General features: G+C 61.4%; 15 protein-coding genes and 1 pseudogene. 10 read left to right on the forward strand and 6 right to left on the reverse strand.

Annotated elements, in window-relative coordinates; translation table 11 throughout:
* The first annotated feature begins 20 nt into the window (after window positions 1-20).
* Window positions 21-950, forward strand: a complete 930-nt coding sequence (catA, locus tag JBE38_RS15430) for a catechol 1,2-dioxygenase (protein ID WP_104994817.1) — start codon at window positions 21-23, stop codon at window positions 948-950.
* Window positions 951-1,072: 122 nt separating this feature from the next.
* On the opposite strand, the gene JBE38_RS15435 is transcribed toward catA, so the two are convergent.
* A complete protein-coding gene (locus JBE38_RS15435) occupies window positions 1,073-1,546 on the reverse strand; it encodes an Lrp/AsnC family transcriptional regulator (protein WP_060754409.1) in 474 nt (157 codons plus the stop codon).
* Between the two features lie 144 nt (window positions 1,547-1,690).
* Here JBE38_RS15435 and kynU point away from each other — a divergent pair, with 144 nt between their 5' ends.
* Entirely contained in the window at window positions 1,691-2,941 is a 1,251-nt protein-coding gene (gene kynU, locus JBE38_RS15440; protein WP_205344611.1) for a kynureninase, read from the forward strand.
* Window positions 2,942-3,105: 164 nt separating this feature from the next.
* Window positions 3,106-4,512, forward strand: coding sequence for an amino acid permease (locus JBE38_RS15445; RefSeq protein ID WP_060754407.1), 1,407 nt, complete (start codon window positions 3,106-3,108; stop codon window positions 4,510-4,512).
* Here JBE38_RS15445 and JBE38_RS15450 read toward each other — a convergent pair.
* Window positions 4,458-5,354 carry a LysR family transcriptional regulator gene (locus tag JBE38_RS15450; RefSeq protein ID WP_205344612.1) on the reverse strand — a complete coding sequence of 299 codons (897 nt, stop codon included), beginning with the start codon at window positions 5,352-5,354 and terminating at the stop codon, window positions 4,458-4,460. The two genes, JBE38_RS15445 and JBE38_RS15450, sit on opposite strands and share 55 nt — an antisense overlap.
* An 82-nt stretch (window positions 5,355-5,436) precedes the next feature.
* On the opposite strand from JBE38_RS15450, the gene JBE38_RS15455 reads away from it, so the two are divergent.
* The 4 genes from JBE38_RS15455 to JBE38_RS15470 all read left to right on the forward strand — a co-directional run bounded on the left by JBE38_RS15455 (window position 5,437) and on the right by JBE38_RS15470 (window position 9,799).
* Window positions 5,437-6,201: a sulfite exporter TauE/SafE family protein gene (locus JBE38_RS15455; protein ID WP_205344613.1), complete on the forward strand. Its 765-nt coding sequence runs from the start codon at window positions 5,437-5,439 to the stop codon at window positions 6,199-6,201.
* 63 nt (window positions 6,202-6,264) lie between these two features.
* A complete protein-coding gene (locus tag JBE38_RS15460; RefSeq protein WP_060754404.1) occupies window positions 6,265-7,161 on the forward strand; it encodes a LysR family transcriptional regulator in 897 nt (298 codons plus the stop codon).
* Between the two features lie 103 nt (window positions 7,162-7,264).
* The gene (locus tag JBE38_RS15465) at window positions 7,265-8,158 is read left to right on the forward strand and encodes an NAD-dependent epimerase/dehydratase family protein (protein WP_198762535.1); all 894 of its coding nucleotides are present in this window, start codon (window positions 7,265-7,267) and stop codon (window positions 8,156-8,158) included.
* 195 nt (window positions 8,159-8,353) lie between these two features.
* Window positions 8,354-9,799 carry a SulP family inorganic anion transporter gene (locus tag JBE38_RS15470; protein WP_205344614.1) on the forward strand — a complete coding sequence of 482 codons (1,446 nt, stop codon included), beginning with the start codon at window positions 8,354-8,356 and terminating at the stop codon, window positions 9,797-9,799.
* Here JBE38_RS15470 and JBE38_RS15475 read toward each other — a convergent pair whose 3' ends face one another.
* On the reverse strand, window positions 9,800-10,180 hold the full coding sequence (locus tag JBE38_RS15475) for a lysozyme inhibitor LprI family protein (RefSeq protein WP_060754401.1): 381 nt from the start codon (window positions 10,178-10,180) through the stop codon (window positions 9,800-9,802).
* Window positions 10,181-10,374: 194 nt separating this feature from the next.
* Between JBE38_RS15475 and JBE38_RS15480 the strand changes: the two genes are divergently transcribed.
* Genes JBE38_RS15480 through JBE38_RS15490 form a run of 3 tightly spaced genes read left to right on the forward strand, consistent with a single transcriptional unit; the run spans window position 10,375 to window position 14,130 of the window.
* The gene (locus JBE38_RS15480; RefSeq protein WP_205344615.1) at window positions 10,375-11,778 is read left to right on the forward strand and encodes a GntT/GntP/DsdX family permease; all 1,404 of its coding nucleotides are present in this window, start codon (window positions 10,375-10,377) and stop codon (window positions 11,776-11,778) included.
* A 26-nt stretch (window positions 11,779-11,804) separates the two neighbouring features.
* A complete protein-coding gene (locus tag JBE38_RS15485; protein WP_060754399.1) occupies window positions 11,805-12,665 on the forward strand; it encodes a MurR/RpiR family transcriptional regulator in 861 nt (286 codons plus the stop codon).
* A gap of 1 nt (window position 12,666) precedes the next feature.
* Entirely contained in the window at window positions 12,667-14,130 is a 1,464-nt protein-coding gene (locus JBE38_RS15490) for an N-acyl-D-amino-acid deacylase family protein (RefSeq protein WP_205344616.1), read from the forward strand.
* 360 nt (window positions 14,131-14,490) lie between these two features.
* Here JBE38_RS15490 and JBE38_RS28035 read toward each other — a convergent pair whose 3' ends face one another.
* From JBE38_RS28035 to JBE38_RS15500, 3 genes and pseudogenes are all read right to left on the reverse strand, one after another.
* Window positions 14,491-15,354, reverse strand: coding sequence for a methyl-accepting chemotaxis protein (locus tag JBE38_RS28035; RefSeq protein WP_372241717.1), 864 nt, complete (start codon window positions 15,352-15,354; stop codon window positions 14,491-14,493).
* Window positions 15,355-15,393: 39 nt separating this feature from the next.
* A pseudogene (locus tag JBE38_RS28040) lies at window positions 15,394-16,575 on the reverse strand (methyl-accepting chemotaxis protein); the annotation flags it as partial.
* Window positions 16,575-22,268, reverse strand: coding sequence for a membrane-targeted effector domain-containing toxin (locus tag JBE38_RS15500; RefSeq protein WP_205344618.1), 5,694 nt, complete (start codon window positions 22,266-22,268; stop codon window positions 16,575-16,577). The pseudogene JBE38_RS28040 and the gene JBE38_RS15500, both read right to left, overlap by 1 nt.
* Window positions 22,269-22,313 lie beyond the last annotated feature (45 nt).

The following is a 22,313-nucleotide window of genomic DNA, read 5'->3' on the forward strand; positions in this document are numbered from 1 at the left end:
TACAAGATGAGGAATGCACCATGTCCATCCGACTGTCCCAGACGCTGCACGCCCAACAGTTTCTTGAAGAAGTCAGCGGTAACCTCAATGACGGCGGCAACCCGCGCACCAAGACCCTGATCTACCGTATTTTGCGCGACACCGTAAACATCATCGAAGACCTGGAAGTGACTCCGGAAGAGTTCTGGAAGGCGGTCAATTACCTCAATGAGCTGGGCAAGCACCAGGAAGCCGGTTTGCTCGCGGCCGGACTTGGCCTTGAGCATTACCTGGACCTGCTGATGGACGCTGCCGATGAGCAAGCGGGCAAGTCCGGCGGCACGCCGCGCACCATCGAAGGCCCGCTGTATGTGGCCGGGGCGCCGCTGAGCAAGTACGAAGCACGGCTGGATGATGGCCTGGACGACGCGGTGCCGCTGTTTATGCGCGGGCAGGTGCGCGACACCGACGGCAAGCCGCTGGCGGGGGCGATTGTGGATGTGTGGCAGGCCAATACCGGCGGCACTTATTCGTGGTTCGACCCCACGCAATCGGAGTTCAACCTGCGCCGGCGCATCGAGACCGATGCCCAGGGCAACTACCGTTTTCGCAGCATCGTGCCGTCCGGCTACGGCTGCCCGCCAACCGGCCCGACTCAGCATTTGCTCGATCAACTGGGGCGTCATGGGCAGCGGCCGGCGCATATTCACTTCTTCATTTCGGCGCCTGGGTACCGGCACCTGACCACGCAGATCAACCTGTCGGATGACCCGTACCTGCATGATGACTTTGCCTATGCGACACGCGATGAGTTGATTGCCGAGATCCGTTTCAGTGACGACCCGCAGTTGGCACGGGAGCTGGGTGTGGAAGGGCGGTTTGCGCAGATTGATTTTGACTTTGAGTTGCAAACCGCCGCCGCGCCGGTGGAGCAAAAACGCATGCAGCGAGTGCGTGCCCTGGAAGACTGAACGCGGTTAAAAAATGTGGGAGGGGGCTTGCTCCCGATCGCGCTGTGTCAGTGGCTGATATGTTGACTGATGCACCGCGATCGGGAGCAAGCCCCCTCCCACAGGGTTTTGTGGTGTTGCTGTTATTTGCGCACCACCAGGTCGAGCACTTCGTCCCGATCCTTGATCTTCTGCAACACAATCTCCGAACGTATATCCATCACCCCCGCCGTGCGGTTCAGGTGGTTCACGATAAAGTCCGAAAAGTGCTTGAGGTTGCGCGCCTGCACGCGCAACACATAGTTGCTCGCTCCGGTAATCACGTATGCACTGGCCACCTCCGGCCAGCCTTGCACCTTCTTGATGAACGTCTCATGCCAGTCCTCCACATCCTGGCGCAGCGACAGGTGCACGATGGCCTCCAGCTCGATGCCCAACCGCTCGGCATTCAATACGGCGCGGTAGCCGCTGATGATTCCCTCGCTCTCCAGCAGGCGCAAACGGCGCAGGCAGGCGGACGGCGACAGCGCGACTTTTTCCGCCAGTTCCTGATTGCTGATACGGCCATCCTGTTGCAGGAAATGCAGGAGGCGCAGGTCGGTGGCGTCGAGAATCATGCTTAGAATAAATCCGCGTGTTTGGGGGTTGAATTCGAATTTCCTACAGCTTAATTAGCCTGTTGCGCGGCACTTTGCACGAAAATTCTCTAAAACTTCGTTCATTATTTGGCTCAACGTCACTTATAAAAACCAGGACCGCCCATGACCACTCGAAGCCACTGCCAAGCCCTCGATGCCGAGGATCCCCTTGCCCCGTTGCGCAACCGGTTCGCCCTGCCTGCGGGGGTGATCTACCTCGACGGCAATTCCCTCGGCGCCCGCCCGGTGGCAGCCCTTGAGCGTGCACAACAGGTGATCGCCGAGGAATGGGGCGATGGCTTGATTCGCAGTTGGAACAGCGCCGGTTGGGCACAGTTGTCACTGCGTCTGGGCGATCGCCTGGCACCGTTGATCGGTGCACGGGATGGCGAAGTGGCGATCACCGATACCACGTCCATCAACCTGTTCAAGGTGCTCAGCGCCGCGTTGAGCGTGCAGCGCCAACGCCAGCCTCAGCGCAAGGTCATCGTCAGCGAGGCGAGCAACTTCCCAACTGATTTGTATATCGCCGAGGGCCTGGCCGAGTTGCTGCAGCAGGGCTATTGCCTGCGCCTGGTGAACAGCCCGGATGAACTGCCCCAGGCCATCGACCAGGATGTCGCGGTGGTGATGCTCACCCACGTCAACTACAAGACCGGCTACATGTACGACATGCAGGCGCTCACTGCCTTGAGCCACGAATGCGGCGCGCTGAGCCTCTGGGACCTGGCTCACTCTGCGGGTGCAGTCCCCATTGATCTGCACCAGGCCGAGGCCGATTACGCGATTGGCTGCACCTACAAGTACCTCAACGGTGGGCCGGGTTCCCAGGCGTTTGTGTGGGTCAACCCGGCGCTGGTGGATGTGGTGCGCCAGCCGTTGTCGGGGTGGTTTGGGCATACCCGACAGTTCGCCATGGAATCGACCTACGCCCCCAGCGTCGGCATCGCGCGTTATCTGTGCGGCACCCAGCCGATCACTTCGCTGGCCATGGTGGAATGCGGCCTGGAGATTTTTGCCCAGACCGATATGGCCAGCCTGCGCAAAAAATCCCTGGCGTTGACCGACCTGTTTATCGCATTGGTTGAAACCCGTTGCGCCGCCCACGGCCTGGTGTTGATCACGCCCCGTGAGCATGCCCGGCGTGGCAGCCATGTGAGTTTCGAACACCCAGAAGGCTATGCGGTGATCCAGGCGTTGATCGCCCGTGGCGTGATCGGTGATTACCGCGAGCCGCGCATCATGCGCTTTGGGTTTACCCCGCTTTACACCGGCTTTACCGAGGTATTTGACGCCGTGCAGATCCTTGGCGAAATCCTCGACAACCGCACCTGGGACCAGCCGCAATTCAAGGTGCGCAACAGCGTCACCTGACAGGCATGCAGGTCTAAATGTGGGAGGGGGCTTGCTCCCGATAGCGGTGTGTCAGTCACCCAATGCTTTGACTTCAGACCGCCATCGGGAGCAAGCCCCCTCCCACAGTAACTGCGCCAACACCACACCCACTGTGCAATCACAATAATAAAGGGGCACACCACGTGACCACGCCAGACCACGGCTTTGCAGAGATCACCCACCGCGAACTGGGCCTGAGGCGCCAGCTCACCTCCGGCCAGATGAGCATGATCGCCATCGGTGGCGCCATCGGCACAGGGCTGTTCATGGGCAGCGCCTATGCCATCGGCTACGCCGGGCCCAGTGTGCTGGTGAGCTACGCCATCGGCGCGTTGATCACCTTGCTGTTGATGGGCTGCCTGGCGGAGATGACGGTGGCTCACTCCACCTCGGGCTCCTTTGGCGCCTATGCCGAGTTCTACATCAGCCCGCTGGCCGGTTTCCTCGTGCGCTATGCGTACTGGGCGGCGATTGTGCTGGCGGTGGGTGCCGAGGTCACGGCGGTGGCGATGTACATGAAGTACTGGTTCGCCAATGTGCCGGAGTGGGTGTGGATCGTGTCGTTTTCCAGTGTGCTGATCCTGCTCAATGCGATCAGCGTGAAAACCTTCGGCAACTTTGAGTACTGGTTCTCGACGATCAAGATCAGCGCCATCGTCGGCTTCATCATCCTCGCGGTGTACGTGGTGTTCGGCTCCGGCAACCCGGAATACGGCGTGCACAACTACACGTCTCACGACGGTTTTTTCCCGCATGGCCTGAGCGGTATGTGGATCGCGGTGATTGTGTCGATCTTCAGCTATTTGAGCGTGGAGATGATCGCAGTCGCCGCCGGTGAAGCGGCAGACCCCGAGCAGGCAGTGAAAAAGGCCTTTCGTGCGACCATCGTGCGCCTGGTGGTGTTCTATCTGCTGACCCTGGCCCTGATGCTTGCCATCGTGCCGTGGAGCCAGGCCGGGCAAACCCAGAGTCCGTTTGTCACGGTGATGCAGACCATCGGTATTCCCGGCGCCACCGGCGTGATGAATTTCGTGATCCTGATCGCGGCGCTGTCGGCGATGAACAGCCAGCTCTACATCACCACGCGCATGCTGTTCAGCCTGTCGCGTGCAGGGTTTGCCCCCAAGTCCATGGGGGCGTTGAGCAAGAGCGGCATTCCGCTGAATGCCTTGCTGTTGTCCAGCTCGGGGATTGCCTTGGCGACCTTGTTGAACGTGGTGTACCCGGAAAGCTCGTTCACCCTGATGATGGCGATTTCGATGTTCGGTGCGATCTTCACCTGGTTCATGATCTTCCTCACGCACCTGTTCTTCCGCCGCTATCGCCAACGCCATGGCGGGCCGAAGCTGTCGTTCCAACTGCGGCTGTTTCCCTACAGCACCTTGCTGGGCCTGGTGTTGATGGGGGCGGTGATGATCACCACGTACTTCACCGAGGCGTTCAAGATGACCCTGGTGTTCGGCGTGCCGTTCCTGCTGATTCTGTCGGCGGTGTACTACGGGTTTTTCCGCAAGGGCAGGGCCAAGGCGTCGAACAAAGCCTTGGCGTAACCCGGTAGATGCTCGAACGAGCGTGCGCATAGCAGCAGCTGTCGGCAGGCCCACGCTTCGCGCAATGGCTGGGCCTTGAAGCGGCGCTGCGATGGCCAGCGGTCCAGGGCGGCCTGGGGCACGATGCCCAGGCCGGCACCGCGGGCGACCATGCGCATCACCCCCTCAAACCCTTCGGCACGGATGCGCGTCTGCAAGCGAAACCCGCTGTGCAGCGCCTGTTCCTCCAGGTAGATCGACAGCGCGCTGTCGGCGCTCAGGCCGACGAAGTCGTGTTGCAGGCTGTCGATAAAACTCACGGTGCCGGCTGCCAAGGGATGCTCGAGGGGCAGGATCAACACCAGCGGGTCATCGCGAAACGCCAGGGTTTGCAGGCCGTGGGTATCCACCGCGTCGGAGATGATCCCCAGGTCTGCCGTGCCTTGGCGCAAGGACTGGGTGATACGCAGGCTCGGCAGTTCCTGCAGGTCGATCTCGAGGTTGGGGTGTTCGCGCAAAAAGTCCGCCAGCAATTCCGGCAGGTATTCGCTCAGGGCCGTGGTGTTGCACAACAGGCGCACCTGGCCCTTGATCCCCTTGGCGTATTCCGCCAGGTCCTGTTGCAAGTGCTCGGCCTGTTGCAACAGCAAGCGGGCATGCCGGGCCAGGGCTTTGCCGGCGGCGGTGGGCGTGACACCGCGACGGCCGCGCTCAAGGCACGCGATCCCCAGCGACGCTTCCATCGCGCGGATGCGTGCGCTGGCCGCCGCCAGCGATAAATGGCTGCGCGCCGCGCCTGCGGTGATATTGCCGGTGTCGAGGATATGCAAGTAGAGGCGCAGGTCGATCAGGTCAAAGTGCATGGCATGTGCCTACGGCAAAACAAGAGTCTGCCTCAGTATATGGCGAATTTTCGGCCAGCTCGAAAAACGCCACAATCGCGGCATGAATACTTTCCTCGCGTTCTACCAGAACATAGGCCCGGCCCTGACGTTGTGGGTAGCTGGCACGTTTTTGCTGGCCGGTACCGTCAAGGGTGTGATTGGCCTTGGCCTGCCCACGGTGGCCATGGGGTTGCTCGGCCTGGCTATGTTACCGGCACAGGCTGCGGCATTGCTGATTATTCCCTCGATGGTCACCAACCTCTGGCAACTCGCCTTTGGCGGCCATTTGAGTGACTTGCTCAAGCGCCTGTGGCCGATGCTGCTACTGATTTTCCTCGGCACCGGGCTCGGTACGCAGTGGCTGGGAATGGACGGTGGCCATGGGGCGGTGCGTGCGTTGGGCGCTGCGTTGCTGGTGTATGCGTTGAGCGGGTTGTGCTTGCCCACGTTCAAGGTCAAGCCTGAGACCGAACGCTGGTTGGGCCCGGTGTGTGGGCTGATCACCGGCGTCATCACTTCGGCCACTGGCGTCTTCGTGATCCCGGCGGTGCCGTATCTGCAGGCCATGGGCTTGAATCGCGATCAACTGGTGCAGGCGCTGGGGCTGTCGTTCAGCGTTTCTACACTGGCACTGGCGGCCGGGCTGCTTTGGCGTGGCACGTTGGGCGCAGGGGAAATCAATGCGTCACTGTTGGCCATGGTGCCTGCGTTGCTGGGGATGTGGCTCGGCCAGGTCGTGCGCCAACGCATCAGTGCGGCGGTGTTCAAGCGCGTGTTTTTTGTCGGCATGGCGCTATTGGGCGGTCATTTGCTGGTTGGCGGTTGAAAAGGCTTATTCGTGCGTTCCCGTTAAGGGTATTTTTGCAGGGACCCGAAAAGAGGACAGTCTGTGAAAGCCCGATCCGATGAGCTACAAACCTTCGTCAGCGTGATTGAATGCGGCTCGATTTCCGCTGCGGCGGAGCAGGTCGGGCAGACGCCGTCGGCGGTCAGCCGCACCCTGTCGCGCCTGGAAGCCAAGCTCGAGACGACGCTGATCAATCGCACCACGCGGCGCATGGACCTGACCGAAGAGGGCAAGTACTTCTTTGAGCAGGCCAAGGTGATCCTGGCGCAGATGGATGAGTTGGAAGAACGCCTGTCGTCACGCCAGAAAAAACCTGCCGGGCGCTTGCGCATCAATGCTGCCGTACCGTTCATGCTGCATGGGATATTGCCGTACATCGCCGAGTTTCGCAGCCTCTACCCCGATATCCAGCTGGAACTGAACAGCGATGATCTGATCATCGACCTGCTGGAACAGAGCACCGACATTGCCATCCGCATCGGTACGCTGGCCGATTCGACCCTGCATGCGCGCTCCCTGGGCTGGTCGCCGTTGCACATCCTGGCCAGCCCCACCTACCTCAAGCAGTACGGCACACCGAGCACGGTGGCCGAATTGGCGGATCACACCTTGCTGGGGTTCACCCAGACCGAAACCCTCAACCATTGGCCGCTGCGCCACGTGGAAGGCGACCGCTGGCTGATCCGGCCCGGCATCGCCGCCTCCAGCGGTGAAACCCTGCGGCATCTGGCGCTGGAAGGGCAGGGCATTTGCTGCCTGTCCAACTTCATGACCTTCGAAGACATCCACGCCGGGCGCCTGGTGCCGGTGCTGGAAACATTCAACAGTGGTTACCGCCAGCCGATCAACGCGGTGTTTTACCGCAACTCGCAACTGGCGCTGCGCATCCAGTGCTTCCTGGACTTTATCCAGGCCAAGCTGGCGCGGTATGCCCGCTGATTCGTGACTTGAGCGCAAGAGTGAATTGGGTGCGGAGGGCTTATTCGACGGGGATGGGGGGCAGATACTGGCTCCCACATTGATCTCGTCAGGAGCACACTCCATGAACGTATTCGTAACCGGTGCAGCCGGTTTTATCGGCGGCTCCATCGCCACCGGCCTGGTCAAGGCCGGCCACACCGTGACCGGTCTGGTACGCAGCGCCGAACAGGCGGCTGAACTGACCGCCCTGGGCATCACCCCGGTGATCGGCACGCTCGAGGATGCCGCGCTGTTGACCGCGCAAGCCCGGCAAGCGGATGCGGTGATCAACGCCGCCAGCAGCGACCATCGTGGCGCTGTAGAAACGTTGCTCGCCGCCTTGAAAGGCTCGAACAAGCCGTTCCTGCACACCAGCGGTTCGAGCATCGTGGGTGATGCGTCGGGCGGCAAGGCCAGCGATGTGATCTATTTTGAAGACAACCTGCCGGAGCCGACGGTCGACAAGGCCGCGCGGGTGGCCATCGACAATCTGATCCTCGCTGCCGCCCAAGAGGGCGTCAACTCGGCGGTGATCTGCAACACCCTGATCTACGGACACAGCCTGGGCGTGAAGCGTGACAGCGTGCAATTGCCGCGTTTGCTCAAGCAGGCGCGCAAGAGTGGGGTGGTGCGCCATGTCGGCCCGGGGCAGAACATTTGGTCCAACGTGCATATTGAAGACGTGGTGGCTCTGTACCTGCTGGCCCTGACCCGGAACGTACCGGGCACTTTCTACTTTGTAGAAAGCGGCGAAGCGGCGTTTGCCGACATGACCCGCGCCATGGCCGAAGCCCTGAAGCTGGGTCAACCCCAGGATTGGCCATTGGCCGAAGCTGAAGCCGAGTGGGGCTATGAAATGGCCAACTATGGCCTGGGCTCCAACAGCCGGGTGCGGGGCAAACAGGCCCGTGAGTTGTTGGGATGGGAGCCCAAGCGTCAGTCGGTGATCGAGTGGATTCGTCACGAGATGGTTTGATGTTCGCTTGACACCGAGTCGCTGCCTATCGGGAGCAAGCCCCCTCCCACAGTTGACCGCGTTCCAACTCTGGAATGCAGGCAATTGTGGGAGGGGGCTTGCTCCCGATGGGCACGACTCGGTCCATAAGGCTATCCCCACCCGCCTCATTTCCGTACCATTCCCCGCCTTATCCCCGCAATGCCCTGGTACCTCATGAAGCTCTCCCGTCTGCGCGCCGATGCCCTGGCCGGCCTCACCACGTCTTTCGCGCTGCTGCCCGAATGCATCGCCTTTGCCCTGGTGGCCCACCTCAACCCGCTGATGGGGCTCTACGGCGCCTTTATCATCTGCACCCTCACCGCGTTGTTCGGTGGCCGGCCGGGCATGGTCTCGGGCGCCGCCGGCTCGATGGCGGTGGTGATCGTCGCACTGGTGGTGCAGCACGGCGTGGAGTACCTGCTGGCGACGGTGTTGCTGGGCGGGCTGATCATGATTGCCTTTGGCGTCCTGCGCCTGGGCAAGCTGGTGCGCATGGTGCCGCACCCGGTGATGCTCGGCTTCGTCAACGGCTTGGCGATCATCATCGCGCTGGCGCAGTTGGAGCACTTCAAGAGCGGTGACACCTGGCTCAGCGGCACACCGTTGTACGTGATGGTGGGGCTGGTGCTGGTCACCATGGCCATCGTCTATCTGTTGCCACGCCTGACCCGCGCGGTGCCGCCTGCCTTGGTGGCGATTCTTGGCGTGGGCCTGGCGGTGTACCTGCTTGGCCTGCCGACGCGCACATTGGGCGACATGGCCCACATTGCCGGCGGCTTGCCGACCTTTGCGCTGCCGCAAATCCCCTGGACCCCGGAAACCCTCGGCATCATCGCGCCCTATGCGTTCCTGATGGCCATGGTCGGGCTGCTGGAAACCCTGCTGACCCTGAACCTCACAGACGAAATCACCGAAACCCGTGGCTACCCCGACCGTGAAAGCGTGGCCCTGGGCGCGGCGAATATGGTCTCGGGACTGTTCGGCGGCATGGGCGGTTGCGCGATGATCGGGCAAACCGTGATCAACCTCAGCTCGGGCGGGCGCGGGCGGTTTTCCGGCGTGTTTGCCGGGGTGATGATCCTGTTGTTCATTCTGTTTCTGTCGCCGTTGATCGAGCGGATTCCGTTGGCGGCGCTGGTCGGGGTGATGTTCGTGGTGTCCCAGCAGACCTTCGCCTGGGCGTCGCTGCGGGTGATCAACAAGGTGCCGTTCAACGATGTGCTGGTAATTCTCGCGGTGACGGTGATCACGGTGTTCACTGACCTGGCGACCGCTGTGTTATGCGGCATTGTGATTGCGGCGCTCAACTTCGCCTGGCAACAGGCGCGTGAGCTGTACGCCGATGAGTCGCTGGAGGCCGATGGCAGCAAACTCTACCGCCTGCACGGCACATTGTTTTTCGCCTCGACCACGCCGTTTCTGAACCAGTTCGACCCGGCCAATGACCCGGCCCAGGTGACGCTGGATTGCCGTCACCTGAGCTTTGTCGACTATTCGGCGATTGCCGCGTTGATGACCTTGCGCGAGCGTTACGCCAAGGCGGGCAAGCACCTGCGGGTGCTGCATTTGTCGGAGCGCTGCAAGAAGCTGCTCAAGCGTGCCCGCGTTCAACCGGATTGATCAAGGCCCGACCAGGTCTTCCAATTCCTGGGCGCGGGTCTGGGTCATGTCCACCACGCAGCCCGAGCCATTGACCTGATCGATGCTGCCGCCGGTTGCGCTGCCGGCGAAGGCGCAATTGGCGTCACGGTACTTTATCCACAGGCGCTGCACGTCTTGCAGTTGCTGTTTACGTGGGCCGTCCTGAGCGGCAAGCGCAGTCTTGTAAGCTCTGTTCAGGCGTTCGTCCTGCACTTTGGCAGCCTGGGTATTGCAACCGACCATGTCGGCGGTGGTGTTGGCGCTGTCCATGCACTTGTTCAACACGGCGTTATCGGCAGCTGAAGCGGTGCCGCACAGGGCGAGCAGCAGGGCGCCGGCGGCGAGGGATGGGCGAATCATGTTCGGTTTTCCTGGGCGTGAGTGAATGCGCATTCTATGACTTGGGGCGGGCGCCTGAGTTTCCGCTGTTCTCTGATCTTCATGTAAGAACACCCCCCGGATTTTCATGCACGGGTGTTGGGCATATCCCAACGCGACAGCGCTTATCCGTGGGCGAAAATTAATTTCATAAAAATTGAAAATACCACCAGGGAATGATTTATGAGTTTCACAACCTATTCGACGTGACCCTTTCCCAGGAGTACCGCATGGCCGCATCACCGGGCTTCGGGCTATTGGCATATGCTGCCATCGCCATCATTGCTTTGATCGTGCTGATTGCACGTTACCGACTCAACCCGTTTATCGTCATCACCCTGGTGTCCATTGGCCTGGCGCTGATGGCCGGGATGCCGGCGGACACGATCATGGGCTCGTATGAAGCGGGCGTCGGTAAAACCCTGGGGCATATTGCACTAGTGGTAGCGTTGGGCACCATGCTCGGCAAGATGATGGCCGAGTCCGGTGGCGCCGAGCAGGTGGCGCGTACGTTGATCAACCGCTTCGGCGAGCGTAACGCGCATTGGGCGATGGTGTGTATTGCGTTCCTGGTGGGGTTGCCGCTGTTTTTCGAGGTGGGGTTTGTGTTGCTGGTGCCCATCGCGTTTACCGTGGCGCGGCGGGTGGGCGTGTCGATCCTGATGGTCGGCCTGCCGATGGTGGCCGGCCTGTCGGTGGTGCACGCGCTGGTGCCCCCGCACCCGGCGGCGATGATGGCCGTGCTGGCGTATAACGCGTCGGTGGGGCAGACCGTGCTGTATGCGATCCTGATCGGTATTCCGACGGCGATCATTGCAGGCCCGGTCTACGCCAAATTCATCGTGCCGCGTATTCAGTTGCCGGCGCAAAACCCGCTGGAGCGTCAGTTTATCGAGCGCGAACCGCGTACGCGCTTGCCGAGTTTCACGCTGACCATGGGCACCATCCTGTTGCCGGTGGTGCTGATGATGATCGGCGGCTGGGCCAACGTGCTTTCCACGCCGGGCACCGGGTTCAATCAGTTCCTGTTGTTTATCGGCAACTCGGTGATCGCGCTACTGGTGGCGACCCTTGTCAGCTTCTGGACCTTGGGGATTGCCCAAGGCTTCAACCGCGAATCGATCCTCAAGTTCACCAACGAATGCCTGGCGCCGACTGCGAGCATCACCTTGCTGGTGGGGGCGGGCGGCGGTTTGAATCGGATTCTGGTGGACGCAGGCGTCACCCATGAAATTCTCGGCCTGGCCCATGCTTTCCAGCTGTCGCCGCTGGTGATGGGCTGGCTGTTTGCTGCGCTGATGCGTATTGCCACGGGCTCGGCCACCGTTGCCATGACCACCGCGTCCGGCGTGGTGGCACCGGTTGCCATGGGCCTGGGTTATCCACATCCCGAGTTGCTGGTGCTGGCTACCGGCGCAGGTTCGGTGATCTTTTCCCACGTTAACGACGGCGGCTTCTGGCTGATCAAGGAATACTTCAATATGACGGTCATCCAGACCTTCAAGACCTGGACCGTGCTGGAGACGCTGATTTCGGTGATTGCGTTCGGCCTGACCTACGGCTTGTCTCTGGTCCTATGAGCCTGATTGTGTAACCCGGAGCCACCATGGACATCCTCTACCAGATCCGCGCCCGCCAGGATTCATTCAGTGCCGGTGAAGGGCGTATCGCCAAGCTGATGCTCGATGATGTGGGTTTTGCCGCGTCGGCCAGCCTGGAGGCGTTGTCGTTGCGGGCCGAGGTCAGCACAGCCACGTTATCGCGGTTTGCACGCAGTGTGGGGTGCCGCGACTTGCGTGACCTGCGCCTGCAACTGGCGCAGGCCAGCGGCGTCGGCAGCCGCTTCCTGGACCCGGCGGGTCTGCCGGAGCAATCGGCCTTTCATCGACAGATCCTGGGCGATATCGAGGCCACGCTGCGTCAGCACCTGTCAGGGTTCAGCCAGGCGAGTTTTGCCGATGCGGTCAGTGTGTTGAGCAAGGCGCGGATGATCCATGCCTTCGGTATGGGCGGCCCATCAAGCCTGTGCAGCGATGAGTTGCAGGTGCGTCTGGTGCGCCTGGGTTATTCGATTGCCGCCAGCCATGACCCGGTGATGATGCGCGTCACGGCGGCGACACTGGGGCCGGAACAGGCGCTGATCGTCTGCTCGCTCACGGGGTTGACCCCTGAATTGCTCGACGTGGTCGCACTGGCGCGCAACTACGAGGCACGCATCATCGCGATCACCCTGGCCAACTCGCCATTGGCGCAGTTGGCGGACGTCGTGCTGGCGCTGCAACCGGCCGAAACCAGTTTTATCTACAAGCCCACCGCAGCGCGCTACGGCATGCTGCTGGCCATAGATCTGCTTGCCACCGAACTGGCGTTGGCCCAGCCGGACGACAACCAGGAGCGGCTGCGCCGGATCAAGCTGGCCCTGGACGATTATCGCGGCGGCCCCGACAGCCTGCCCCTTGGAGATTGAGATGAAGTACGACACGTTGATACGTCAGGCGCTGATCATTGATGGCAGCAACACGCCGGGCTATCTCGCCGATGTGGGGGTGTTGGCTGGGCGTATCGAGACGATCGGTGATCTGGCAACGGTTACCGCCGCACATGAAGTCGATGCCCGCGGCCTGGTGCTGGCGCCGGGGTTTGTCGATGTGCACACCCACGATGACACGGTGGTGATCCGCCATCCGCAGATGCTGCCCAAGCTCAGCCAGGGCGTGACGACGGTGATTGTCGGCAACTGTGGCATCAGCGCCGCGCCGGTGAGTTTGCGCGGCGATCCGCCGGACCCGATGAATCTGCTGGGCACGCGTGCGGCGTTCACTTACCCGCGCTTTGCCGATTATCGCGCTGCAGTCGAAGGCGCCCAGCCGGCCGTCAACGTGGCTGCATTGATCGGCCATACGGCGCTGCGCAGCAACCACATGGACGATTTGCAGCGTACCGCCACACCGGATGAAATTGCTGCCATGCGTGGGCAGTTGCAGGAGAGTCTTGAGGCGGGTGCCCTGGGCTTATCCACAGGCCTGGCCTACGCCAGCGCGTTCAATGCAACGACCGATGAGGTGCTGCAACTGAGTGAAGAGCTGACGGCCTTCGGTGCGGTGTACACCACCCATTTGCGCAGCGAATTCGAACCGGTGCTGGAGGCCATGGATGAGGCGTTTCTGATTGGTCGGCACGCCAAGGCGCCGGTGATCATTTCCCACCTCAAATGCGCCGGTGCGGGGAACTGGGGGCGCAGTCCGCAATTGCTGGCGTCGCTGGAGCAGGCGGCGAAAACCCATCCGGTAGGGTGTGATTGTTATCCCTATGCGGCCAGCTCATCGACCCTGGACTTGAAGCAAGTCACCGATGCGTTTCGCATTACCATCACGTGGTCGACGCCGCACCCGGAAGTGGGCGGGCGCGATCTGCAGGACATTGCCGCCCAATGGGGGCTTTCGCTGATGGACGCGGCCCGTCGCCTGCAACCGGCTGGCGCGGTGTACTACGGGATGGATGAGGCAGATGTGCGACGCATCCTCGCGCATCCGCTGTCGATGGTGGGGTCCGATGGGTTACCTGAAGACCCGTTCCCTCATCCGCGTTTGTGGGGCGCGTTTCCCCGTGTGCTGGGGCATTTCAGTCGGGACGTAGGGCTGTTCCCGCTGCACACGGCGGTGCACAAGATGACCGGCCTGTCGGCGGCGCGGTTTGGCCTGACCGAACGTGGTGAGATTCGTGAGGGGTATTGGGCTGACCTGGTGTTGTTCGACCCATTGCGCGTACGGGATGTGGCGGATTTCAAGGAGCCGCAGCGGGCGGCGCAGGGGATTGAGCGGGTGTGGGTCAATGGCGTGTTGAGCTACAGCGAGGGGCAGGCCAATGGTCAGCGCTCGGGGCGTTTCCTGGCGCGTAGCGGGGAGCTGGGCGGTGGGTTTTCGTCTCTGTAGTGGGGTTGCTTCCACGGGGGGCGTTGTCATGCGTTTTATCGCAGGCAATAAAAAACCGCCTTAGTAGGGCGGTTTTTTTTTGCAAACCCAGTGAGTAGCCGGGGTTGCTATCTCAAAGGACGCATTCGACCTGCGTCCCAAGGCTTACGTGTTCCGGTAAGTGCGCTGGAGGTAAGGCCCAACTCACGGAGGGCCGAGTATGTCTAAGTTTGCCTGTGGCGAGGGAGCTTGCTCCCGCTGGGCTGCGTAGCAGCCCCCAAAGCATTCACTGGGCTTTCAAGTCCGAATCGGCATCAACTTGATCAGGGCCGCTTCGCGGCCCAGCGGGAGCAAGCTCCCTCGCCACAGTGATAGCGCTATTTACACCCGGAAATGACTGACCATCTGCTGCAACTGGCTCCCCAATCGCGCCAGTTCCACGCTCGACTTGGCGGTCTCGTTGCTGGCGGTCGCCGTCTGCTCCGACACATCGCGCACATTCACGATGCTGCGGCTGATCTCCTCAGCCACGGCACTTTGCTGTTCGGCGGCCGCCGCGATCTGCTGATTCATCGACTGGATGTTCGACACCGTACGGGTGATGTTTTCCAGGGAGGCGCCGGCCTTGCGGGTCAGTTCGACACTGCTGTCGGTGAGGCTGCGGCTATTGTTCATCACGTTGGCCACCTGCTGGGTGCCGTTCTGCAAACCGGCGACCAGGCCTTCGATTTCCTCGGTGGATTTCTGCGTGCGCTGGGCGAGGCCGCGTACCTCATCGGCGACCACGGCAAAGCCACGCCCGGCTTCACCGGCACGGGCGGCTTCAATGGCCGCGTTGAGGGCCAACAGGTTGGTTTGCTCGGCCACGGCCTTGATCACGTCCATCACGCTGCCGATCTTGTTGCTCTCTTGTTGCAGGTGCGACATGGCGTCGGTGGAGCGCGCCACTTCGTCAGCCAGGCGCTCGATCTGGGCGATAGCTTCGGCGACCACCTTGTCACCCTCGCGAGCTTGGCCGTCAGCGTCGGAGGCCGCCTGGGAGGCTTGCTCTGCGTTACGCGCGACTTCCTGCACCGTCGCGGTCATTTCATGCATGGCGGTGGCGACCTGATCGGTCTCGACCTTTTGGCTGTTGACGCCCGCGCTGGTCTGTTCGGTAACGGCCGACAACTCTTCGGCGGCACTGGCGATTTGCGTCACACCGTCACGGATGCCGCTGATCAATTCACGCAGGGTGGTGCCCATACGCTGGATACCTTGTTGCAGCACGCCCAGTTCATCCCGGCGGGTGATCTGAATGTTGTGGCTCAGATCGCCGGAGGCGATGCGCTCGACCACCGCCAGGGTGTCTTGCAGTGGGCGTGTGATCTGGCGGGTGATCACCCAGGCAGCGATGATGCCAACCAGCAACGCCAGCAGGGTGCTGATCAGTTGCAGGCTGCGCGCCTGGGTACTTTCGGCATCGCGACGAGTGAGCTGGATGTCATACAGCTTGTCACTGAGCGTGACGATGTCGGCACCCTGGGTGGTCATTTCGGCGCGGGCAGCGACGATATTCGCGTTAGCGGCCTTGTAGTTCTGCAGGGCGCTGCGGTAGGCGCCGAGCGCGGTTTCCAGCGCGCTCAGTGCGCTTTGCTGGCTGGCGCCGAAGACGCTGTTGAGGTCTTTCAGGCCGGTAATGGCTTTTTCAATCTGTGCGGCGGCGCGGGCTTCGGTGTCCGGGTTGGTATCGCCGGTGTAGCCGCGCACTTCAAAGCGTGCCAGTTGGAACTGCATCTTGGCTTCGGCCACGGCCTGGAACTGCGCCAGGTGCTCCGAACTGTCAGGCATTTGCTTCACGGTGGCTTCCAACGCGTTGATCTGGGCGTTGGCGATATCGGCCTTGTCGCCCATCACCTGGCGTGAGGCGTTGCCGTTACGGTAGGCCTCTCGCATTTTGTTCAGGGATTGTTGATAGGCAGTGATGACACCTTTCTGCTCGTTGAGCAGCTTGAGGTTTTCCGGGCTCTTGAAACTGTCCAGCAGCTTCTGTTGCTGGGCGGCGAACGTATCCAGGTTGGCTTGTACGTTCTGGGCCACGGTTTCGTCGCCGTTGGCGAGCATGTACTGCAGGCGCGCAATGCGCAGTTTGGTCAGCGAGGCGTTGAGCTGGGTAATGTCGCTCATCCAGTTGCTGCGGTCGATCAGGCCGCCCAGGCTGGTCCAGCCGGTCAATGCCAGGATCGAGGTGAGGACAAGCACCAGGCCGAAGCCCAGGCCCAGTTTGAGGTTGACGCTGATGTTACCGAACCAGCTGTTCATTGAAAGCTCCGCAAAGTGTGATCTGAATGCTGGGCGGTGTTGTTGTTTGAGCCAGCTGAGGTATGTAGGCCATATCGGCAGCACGGCCAGAATCTGAAATGTCTTTTGTCCGGTAGATCGAAAGGGGGCCCCCGGCCGACGTGCGGGCAGGAGCCCCCGAGGCATCACGGTGCCGGTGTCAGATGGATCTCGTACTTGAGCGCTTCGATCAGCTGGCTTTGATAGACAAAACGCTTGTCGCGAATCCCCTCCCACCGGTTGATGAAGAATTGGCCCATGTCATCGATCTGAATCGGCGTGACCACGATGTCGCCACTGTTGGAATGGTGCACCAGGTTCGTCTCGTAGGCCGATGGCCGCTCGATGATGAAGTGTCCCTTGAGGCGCAACCGCTCGCGGCTTGGCGGCGCGGGTGGACGCATGGCGCGCCTGCCGGCGACACCGACCTGCAGTGTGAAGTCGCTGCGCAAGGCCAATGAGCTGGACTCATCCACGACCCAGCCGCCCTGTTGCAGGGTGCGTGCAGTGCCGGCGGCAGCATCGCGCACATGCAGGCTGACGGCATCCTGCAACTGGGCAATACCGGGCACCAACAGGTTCATATCGGTGTGCCCGCTGCCCATGAACGCCACCCACTTATGGGGCCCGAACGCCGCCTGGTCGGCCTTGATCACTTCGTTGGCGAAATAATTGAACAGCGTGTTGCGCGGGCTGCTGCCCCTGGCCCCTTTGGTGTGGTAGCTGGCAGTGCAATCCAGGGCGCGCACGCGCAGCCCGTATTTGTTGGCGGCCTTGATCACGTTGGTATAAGTGTTCGGCCCGGTGTACATGAGCATATGGCCCTGGTCTTGGGCATTCAGGTAGGCCTGCAAGCCGCTGGGCATTTTCAGCGTGTCATGCAGGATATCCAGTTCGTGCTGGTGCAGGTCGGTCAGCAGGTGTTCGACATACAGCGTTTTTACCCCCTGTTTCTTCAGCAGCTTCATGTGCTTGATCAGGAACTCCTTACTCGACTGCGCCGAGTGCGCCTCTCCGATGACAAGCCCGAGTTTTTGTTGAAAGAGGCGCTTGATCAGGTCCTCTTCGTTCGTGAGGTTGGCCAGGTAAGCCAGGGCACTGCGTCGTGGCGCTGTGTACCCGGCAAAAAAGGCTTCGGCGCGTTCGATCAAGCGCTCGCGAATACGCATGAACTCAGCGAACGTGGCCTGGCGGGGGTCGCCCTGATGCAAGGCGTAGCGTGTATCCAGGCCACGATGAGACGCTGCCAATTGCCCGGCCTGCTTCTTCATGGCGTGGGGCATGTCGAACTCGTTGAAGTGCGTGGTGCCGGCCCTGGCCGCAGGCGCCTGCGCCACTGCCGGTTGGGCGCGCACGTGCAGGTTCGTCGACAGCGACAACGTGAGATGCCCCCTGGACTGCGCCGCAGGCAAGGTGTCGACCCAGACGCCCACGGGCTGGTCAGGTGCCACGTCTTGAACGCGCAGCGCCAAGGTGTTTTGCAGATCGGCCAGGCCGGTGGTCATCGCGTGGCTTCCCATGCGGTCCTGCTCGACCAGGGCGATCCAGCCTTCCCCGGGGCGATTTTTCACGTTGCGCGCAATTGCCTGGTGCGAATAGAAATTTCGCAGCCGGCTCGAGCGTGGGATAAGCCGCTCGCCGTCGCCCAGGGCCAGTACGTGCTCCATGTGGTAGGAGCTCGACGCATCCAGCCCATCGATGATCACGTTGTGTTTGTGCGCTTCAAGCACCAGCTTGCGGAAACTGAAAGGCGCATCGGTAGCGAACCCCAAGGCGTGATCGACCCTGGCCAGATGCTCAGTGATGCGTTCAAGTGCCACCGCGACATTGCCTTCGACTTCGCGGTTGAGGATCTTCAGTTTGCTGCGAAACCCGTCAACCGGCAGGTTTTCGATGTACAGCCGCTTGAGCCCTTGCTCGGCCAGGGACTGCATGTTTTCGATCAACAATTGTTTGCTGGCGATGGACGCATTATGGGCGCCGATGAGCAGCTGTTTACCCGGCGAGAACAAAAGCTTGAGCAGTTCGGCGTGCGCGGTTTCTGCGGCCACTGGGGGGACTTGCGGCTTGATGGGGTGTACGCGGGGACGCAGGAAGAAAGCCTCGGCATCCTTCGTCAATTGCTCGATCTGGCCGACGTAGGCATTGCGTAGCGGCTGCAACTGGTCGTAGACGTAGCGCTGGGTAGCGCCGATGACGTCGGGATCCCAATTGGTGACCAGCCGGGCTTTGAAGCCTTCATCGAGTACGGCTCGGAAATATTTACCTTCGCTGGGCGAAATCTCGTATTTCGCCAGCGTGTCGTCGACCTCTTCGGGTAGCAGCTCATATTTCTTGCGCCCGCCACCGGTCACGCCGGAACGCACCCAGCGACCCTCGGTATCCTGGTTGACCAAGCGTGCGGTCGAGCGCATCTGGCCGGAGGCCGGGTCCTGGCGATAGAGCAGGTGGCGGCCCAGGGCATCCGGGGAGGGCTTGATCCAGTAGGGTTGGCCATCGAACAGCAGCGGTTGCATGTCTGGCGGGCTGGTGGGTTCGAGTTGTTTGAGCAGTGCGCTGTCAGCCGCCTGTTTACCGGTTTTGAGTGTCGGACGCAGTGCGTTGAACGGCCCGCGAAAGGCAGGTCTCAAGTCAAACAGCAGCGCACCGCCCAGGTTGGCCAGGTAACCGATGTAATGCAGCAATGCACCGTCGCGGTCACCCTGGTGCCACGCGTTGAGCGCGAGCAGCGCATCCTTGAATGCGAGCAACCCGCCCAGGGTCAGGCTGAGAATCGGAAAGGGAATGGTCGCGATGGCAGTGACCCATTCGACGCAGGTCCAGACAATGCCCATGATCATCTGCGTACGGTTCACCGTAGTGGCGTGGACGTCGTCGATCCGGCGTTGCAATACCATGTTGTAGAACTCGTGACGCAGGTCGGTCAAGGGCGTGACGCGCTCGATGCTGTCGTAATGGGGGCGGCTGGGGCTGGTGCGGTTGATGTCGTCGGGCAGGCCCTTTTTGGCGGTTTCGAGTACATCCCGGATACGTGCCTGGGACTGCTGCGCGGTGCGGCTACAGAAATATTCCACCGCACCATCGAGGTTCTTGAGCAGGTAGTTGAACAGTTTCGCTTCACGAAAACTGATGCCATCCGGGGCATTCGGGGTGTACAGCAGCACCGGGTTATCCGCGTGGCTGAACAGGTAAACGCCCATGACCCAACTGCCGTCGATAAACAGGCGATGTATTTTGTAAGTGGTGCGCTGGGTCACTGCACTCTGGCCCAGGCTGCTGATCGCCTGGGTCAACCAAGTCAGGTCGACATTGGCGATGTGCCCTTCGAGGCGTGATTGCAGAGCGGCATTTTGCATTTGCAACTGGGTGATCTTCAGCGTGGCATTGCGCCTTTCGGTATAGCCTGGGCTGTTGGCGGCCTGCAATTGCGTGTGTACCAGGTCGGTGTAACGTTTGCCGATCCATACGCCTCTTACCGCGGCCGCGACCTTCTGTGGGGTCAGCGCGCTCAGGTCGACACCGGGCGGGCCACGAAACGTCGCAGAGCTGGAAAAGTCTTCGTTGATAAACCCCACGTTGTCCGCGTACCCGTCGCGATACAGTTCGGTGTAGGACACAGGTTTCGGCCCTTGGCCCAACAACGGTTTGGGGGTGTAGGCAAAAACCAGGTCCGGGTCGACCTTGTTGTGCATCCGGCCCAACAGCTTGTTGAGGCTGAGGGTGGCCTGCTCATGCACATACGCGGCAAAGGTCGGGAAGTTGGCCTCCGCATCCGGCCGGGCGTTGTAGGTGCGTAAGGCGCCTTCGGCATCTTCGGCGAGGCTTGTCAGGCGGATGCGCTCAGTTTGAGAGGCGGAACGCAGCCAGAGCGGGCTGCTGTATTCATAGTCGTCGATCAATTGCGCCATCAGGTGCTCAACCATGGCGTCCAGGCAGGCATTGTGGGTGCAGGGCTTACCCAGGGTGACTTCCTCGTGCTCCATGGCATCCGGTCGAAAACCCAGCTTGCTGGCGACAATGCGCATGGTCGGCCGAAAGCGCTGTGGCACTTGCTCCAGCAGGTAGTCGACCATGGTTTTTCCGTTATGCCGGGTCGTGTCCGCCGCCCAGGCGAGAATGTGCGTCTGGCATTCGCGCAGGCTGTTGAAGCCGATAAACATTTGCCCCCTTGGTGAGTCGGGAGTGCACAGCAGTAAGCGTTTGGGTTGCCCGTTGGCGTCGTTCTCGCGCAGCAGCCACAGGTCCTTGAGCTGCGCGCCATGCAGCAGCACGGTCTGCGCACGCAGCGCCGAGCCGGGCGTGCTGCGCAATTGTTCAAACAATTGATAGTCGGCCGCGCTCAAGTGGCCTTGCAGGTTGGCGGTATAGGCCAACAGTGCCAGGCGTCGATCGAGCATGGCTTTGGTCGCCTGGCGGATTTCGGGCGTAGCCACGGCTTTTTTCTGCTGAGCGGCAAACTCCAGGCGCGGGTCCAGCGGTTGCAACAGGTCGAGCAGGCTTTGTGGCGTGAGGTGCGCGTGGCGACCTTGCAACGGTGCGCCGGCGTAGCTCAGGGTGGTGTGCTTGAGAAAGGCTGAGCCGGGCAGACGGTCGTCGCTGTGCAAACCCGCGAGGGCGACATCCACCAGGCTGCGCTGTTGCACGTAGGCGCCCACATCCGCCACTTCGCGGCGGGTGGTGACGAGCAGTTGCTGCGGGTCGAGGTCATGGATCTCCAACTGGTCGGCCAATTGTTCGAGCAACTGGTAATGGGCCAGGGCACCAGGGGTTATCCAGGGGCCGAACAGTTCAAGAAATGTCTGCCGGGCCTGGTTGTACTGAACGATGCAGTCCGCCAGGTTGGCTTGCTTCGCGTCATCGGCGCTGCGGTACCAGTCGGGCAAGCTTTTATGCAACGCCCACTCCAGCAGGCGCTGGCGCCGCATTGCCAGGCGCTGGGACAGGTCGGGCAGGGCCGCACTGATAGCGGCGTCCAGCTCTTCGATCAACTGCGCACTGTCAGTGCGCGGGTTATTGACCAGGCTCAGCGCAAGGTCGATGTCCAGGCGACGTTTGTCGAGCAGCGCCTGGTAGCTGTGTTCGAACACCAGCAGGTCGTCGATCGGCCGCAGCTCCAGCGGCCAGATGTCGGCGACGCCCAAGTGTTGATAACGCACCGGCAAGTGCCGGAGGATTTCTCCGCGCTCGGCTATGTTCGCTTTCAGGCTCTGGTCGAGTTCGAGCAGGGTATCGAACCCATACAGGCCCGCCGATGGCGTAAAGAGCAGTACCGGGCCGAGCGCGGCATCGCTGGTCAGGCTATCGACCACCGGGCTCGGCTGGCGCGTCAATACAAATGCGCCGGCGAATTCGACACTTTGCTCCTGATAGGTGAACGTCAATGCATAGATACCCGGTCGTAACGACGGCACGCGTGAGCAATCCTCAAGCATGCGCAGGTCGACCGGGTTCAGCAGATGGTCCTTGATATTGAGGCTGGCCTCCCGTTCCAGTGCCGTGCTGCCGGCGGCGTAGCGCATGAAGGTCTGACGGCCTTGACCGGTGACGGAGCTGGTGTCATCAAGGTCTTGCAACTGTTCGTTCAGTTTGGCCCGCAGGCGGGTCAACAACGCCTTGCCGCCGCTTTGGCTGAGGTCGACTTGGGCCAGGTCCTGATAGAGCGCACGCGCCTGGTCGAGGAAAGTGTGGTTGGCTTGCTTGAGCGTGGCGTTCAATTTTTCCAGGTCAGTCAGCTCCTGGGGCGGTGGGGCAGGCTTGCTGGCTTGGCTGCGCAGGCTCGGATCAATCTCAAGCAACTGCGCATGCAGTTGCTCAAGTTGGGATGCAGAGGGTGTGCTCATGGCACCGTCTCCAATGTGATGGAAGGAGCCTCAGCATGAGATGCC

Origin of the sequence: Pseudomonas sp. ICBG1301 (assembly GCF_016918385.1) — a bacterium.
Taxonomy (GTDB): domain Bacteria; phylum Pseudomonadota; class Gammaproteobacteria; order Pseudomonadales; family Pseudomonadaceae; genus Aquipseudomonas; species Aquipseudomonas palleroniana.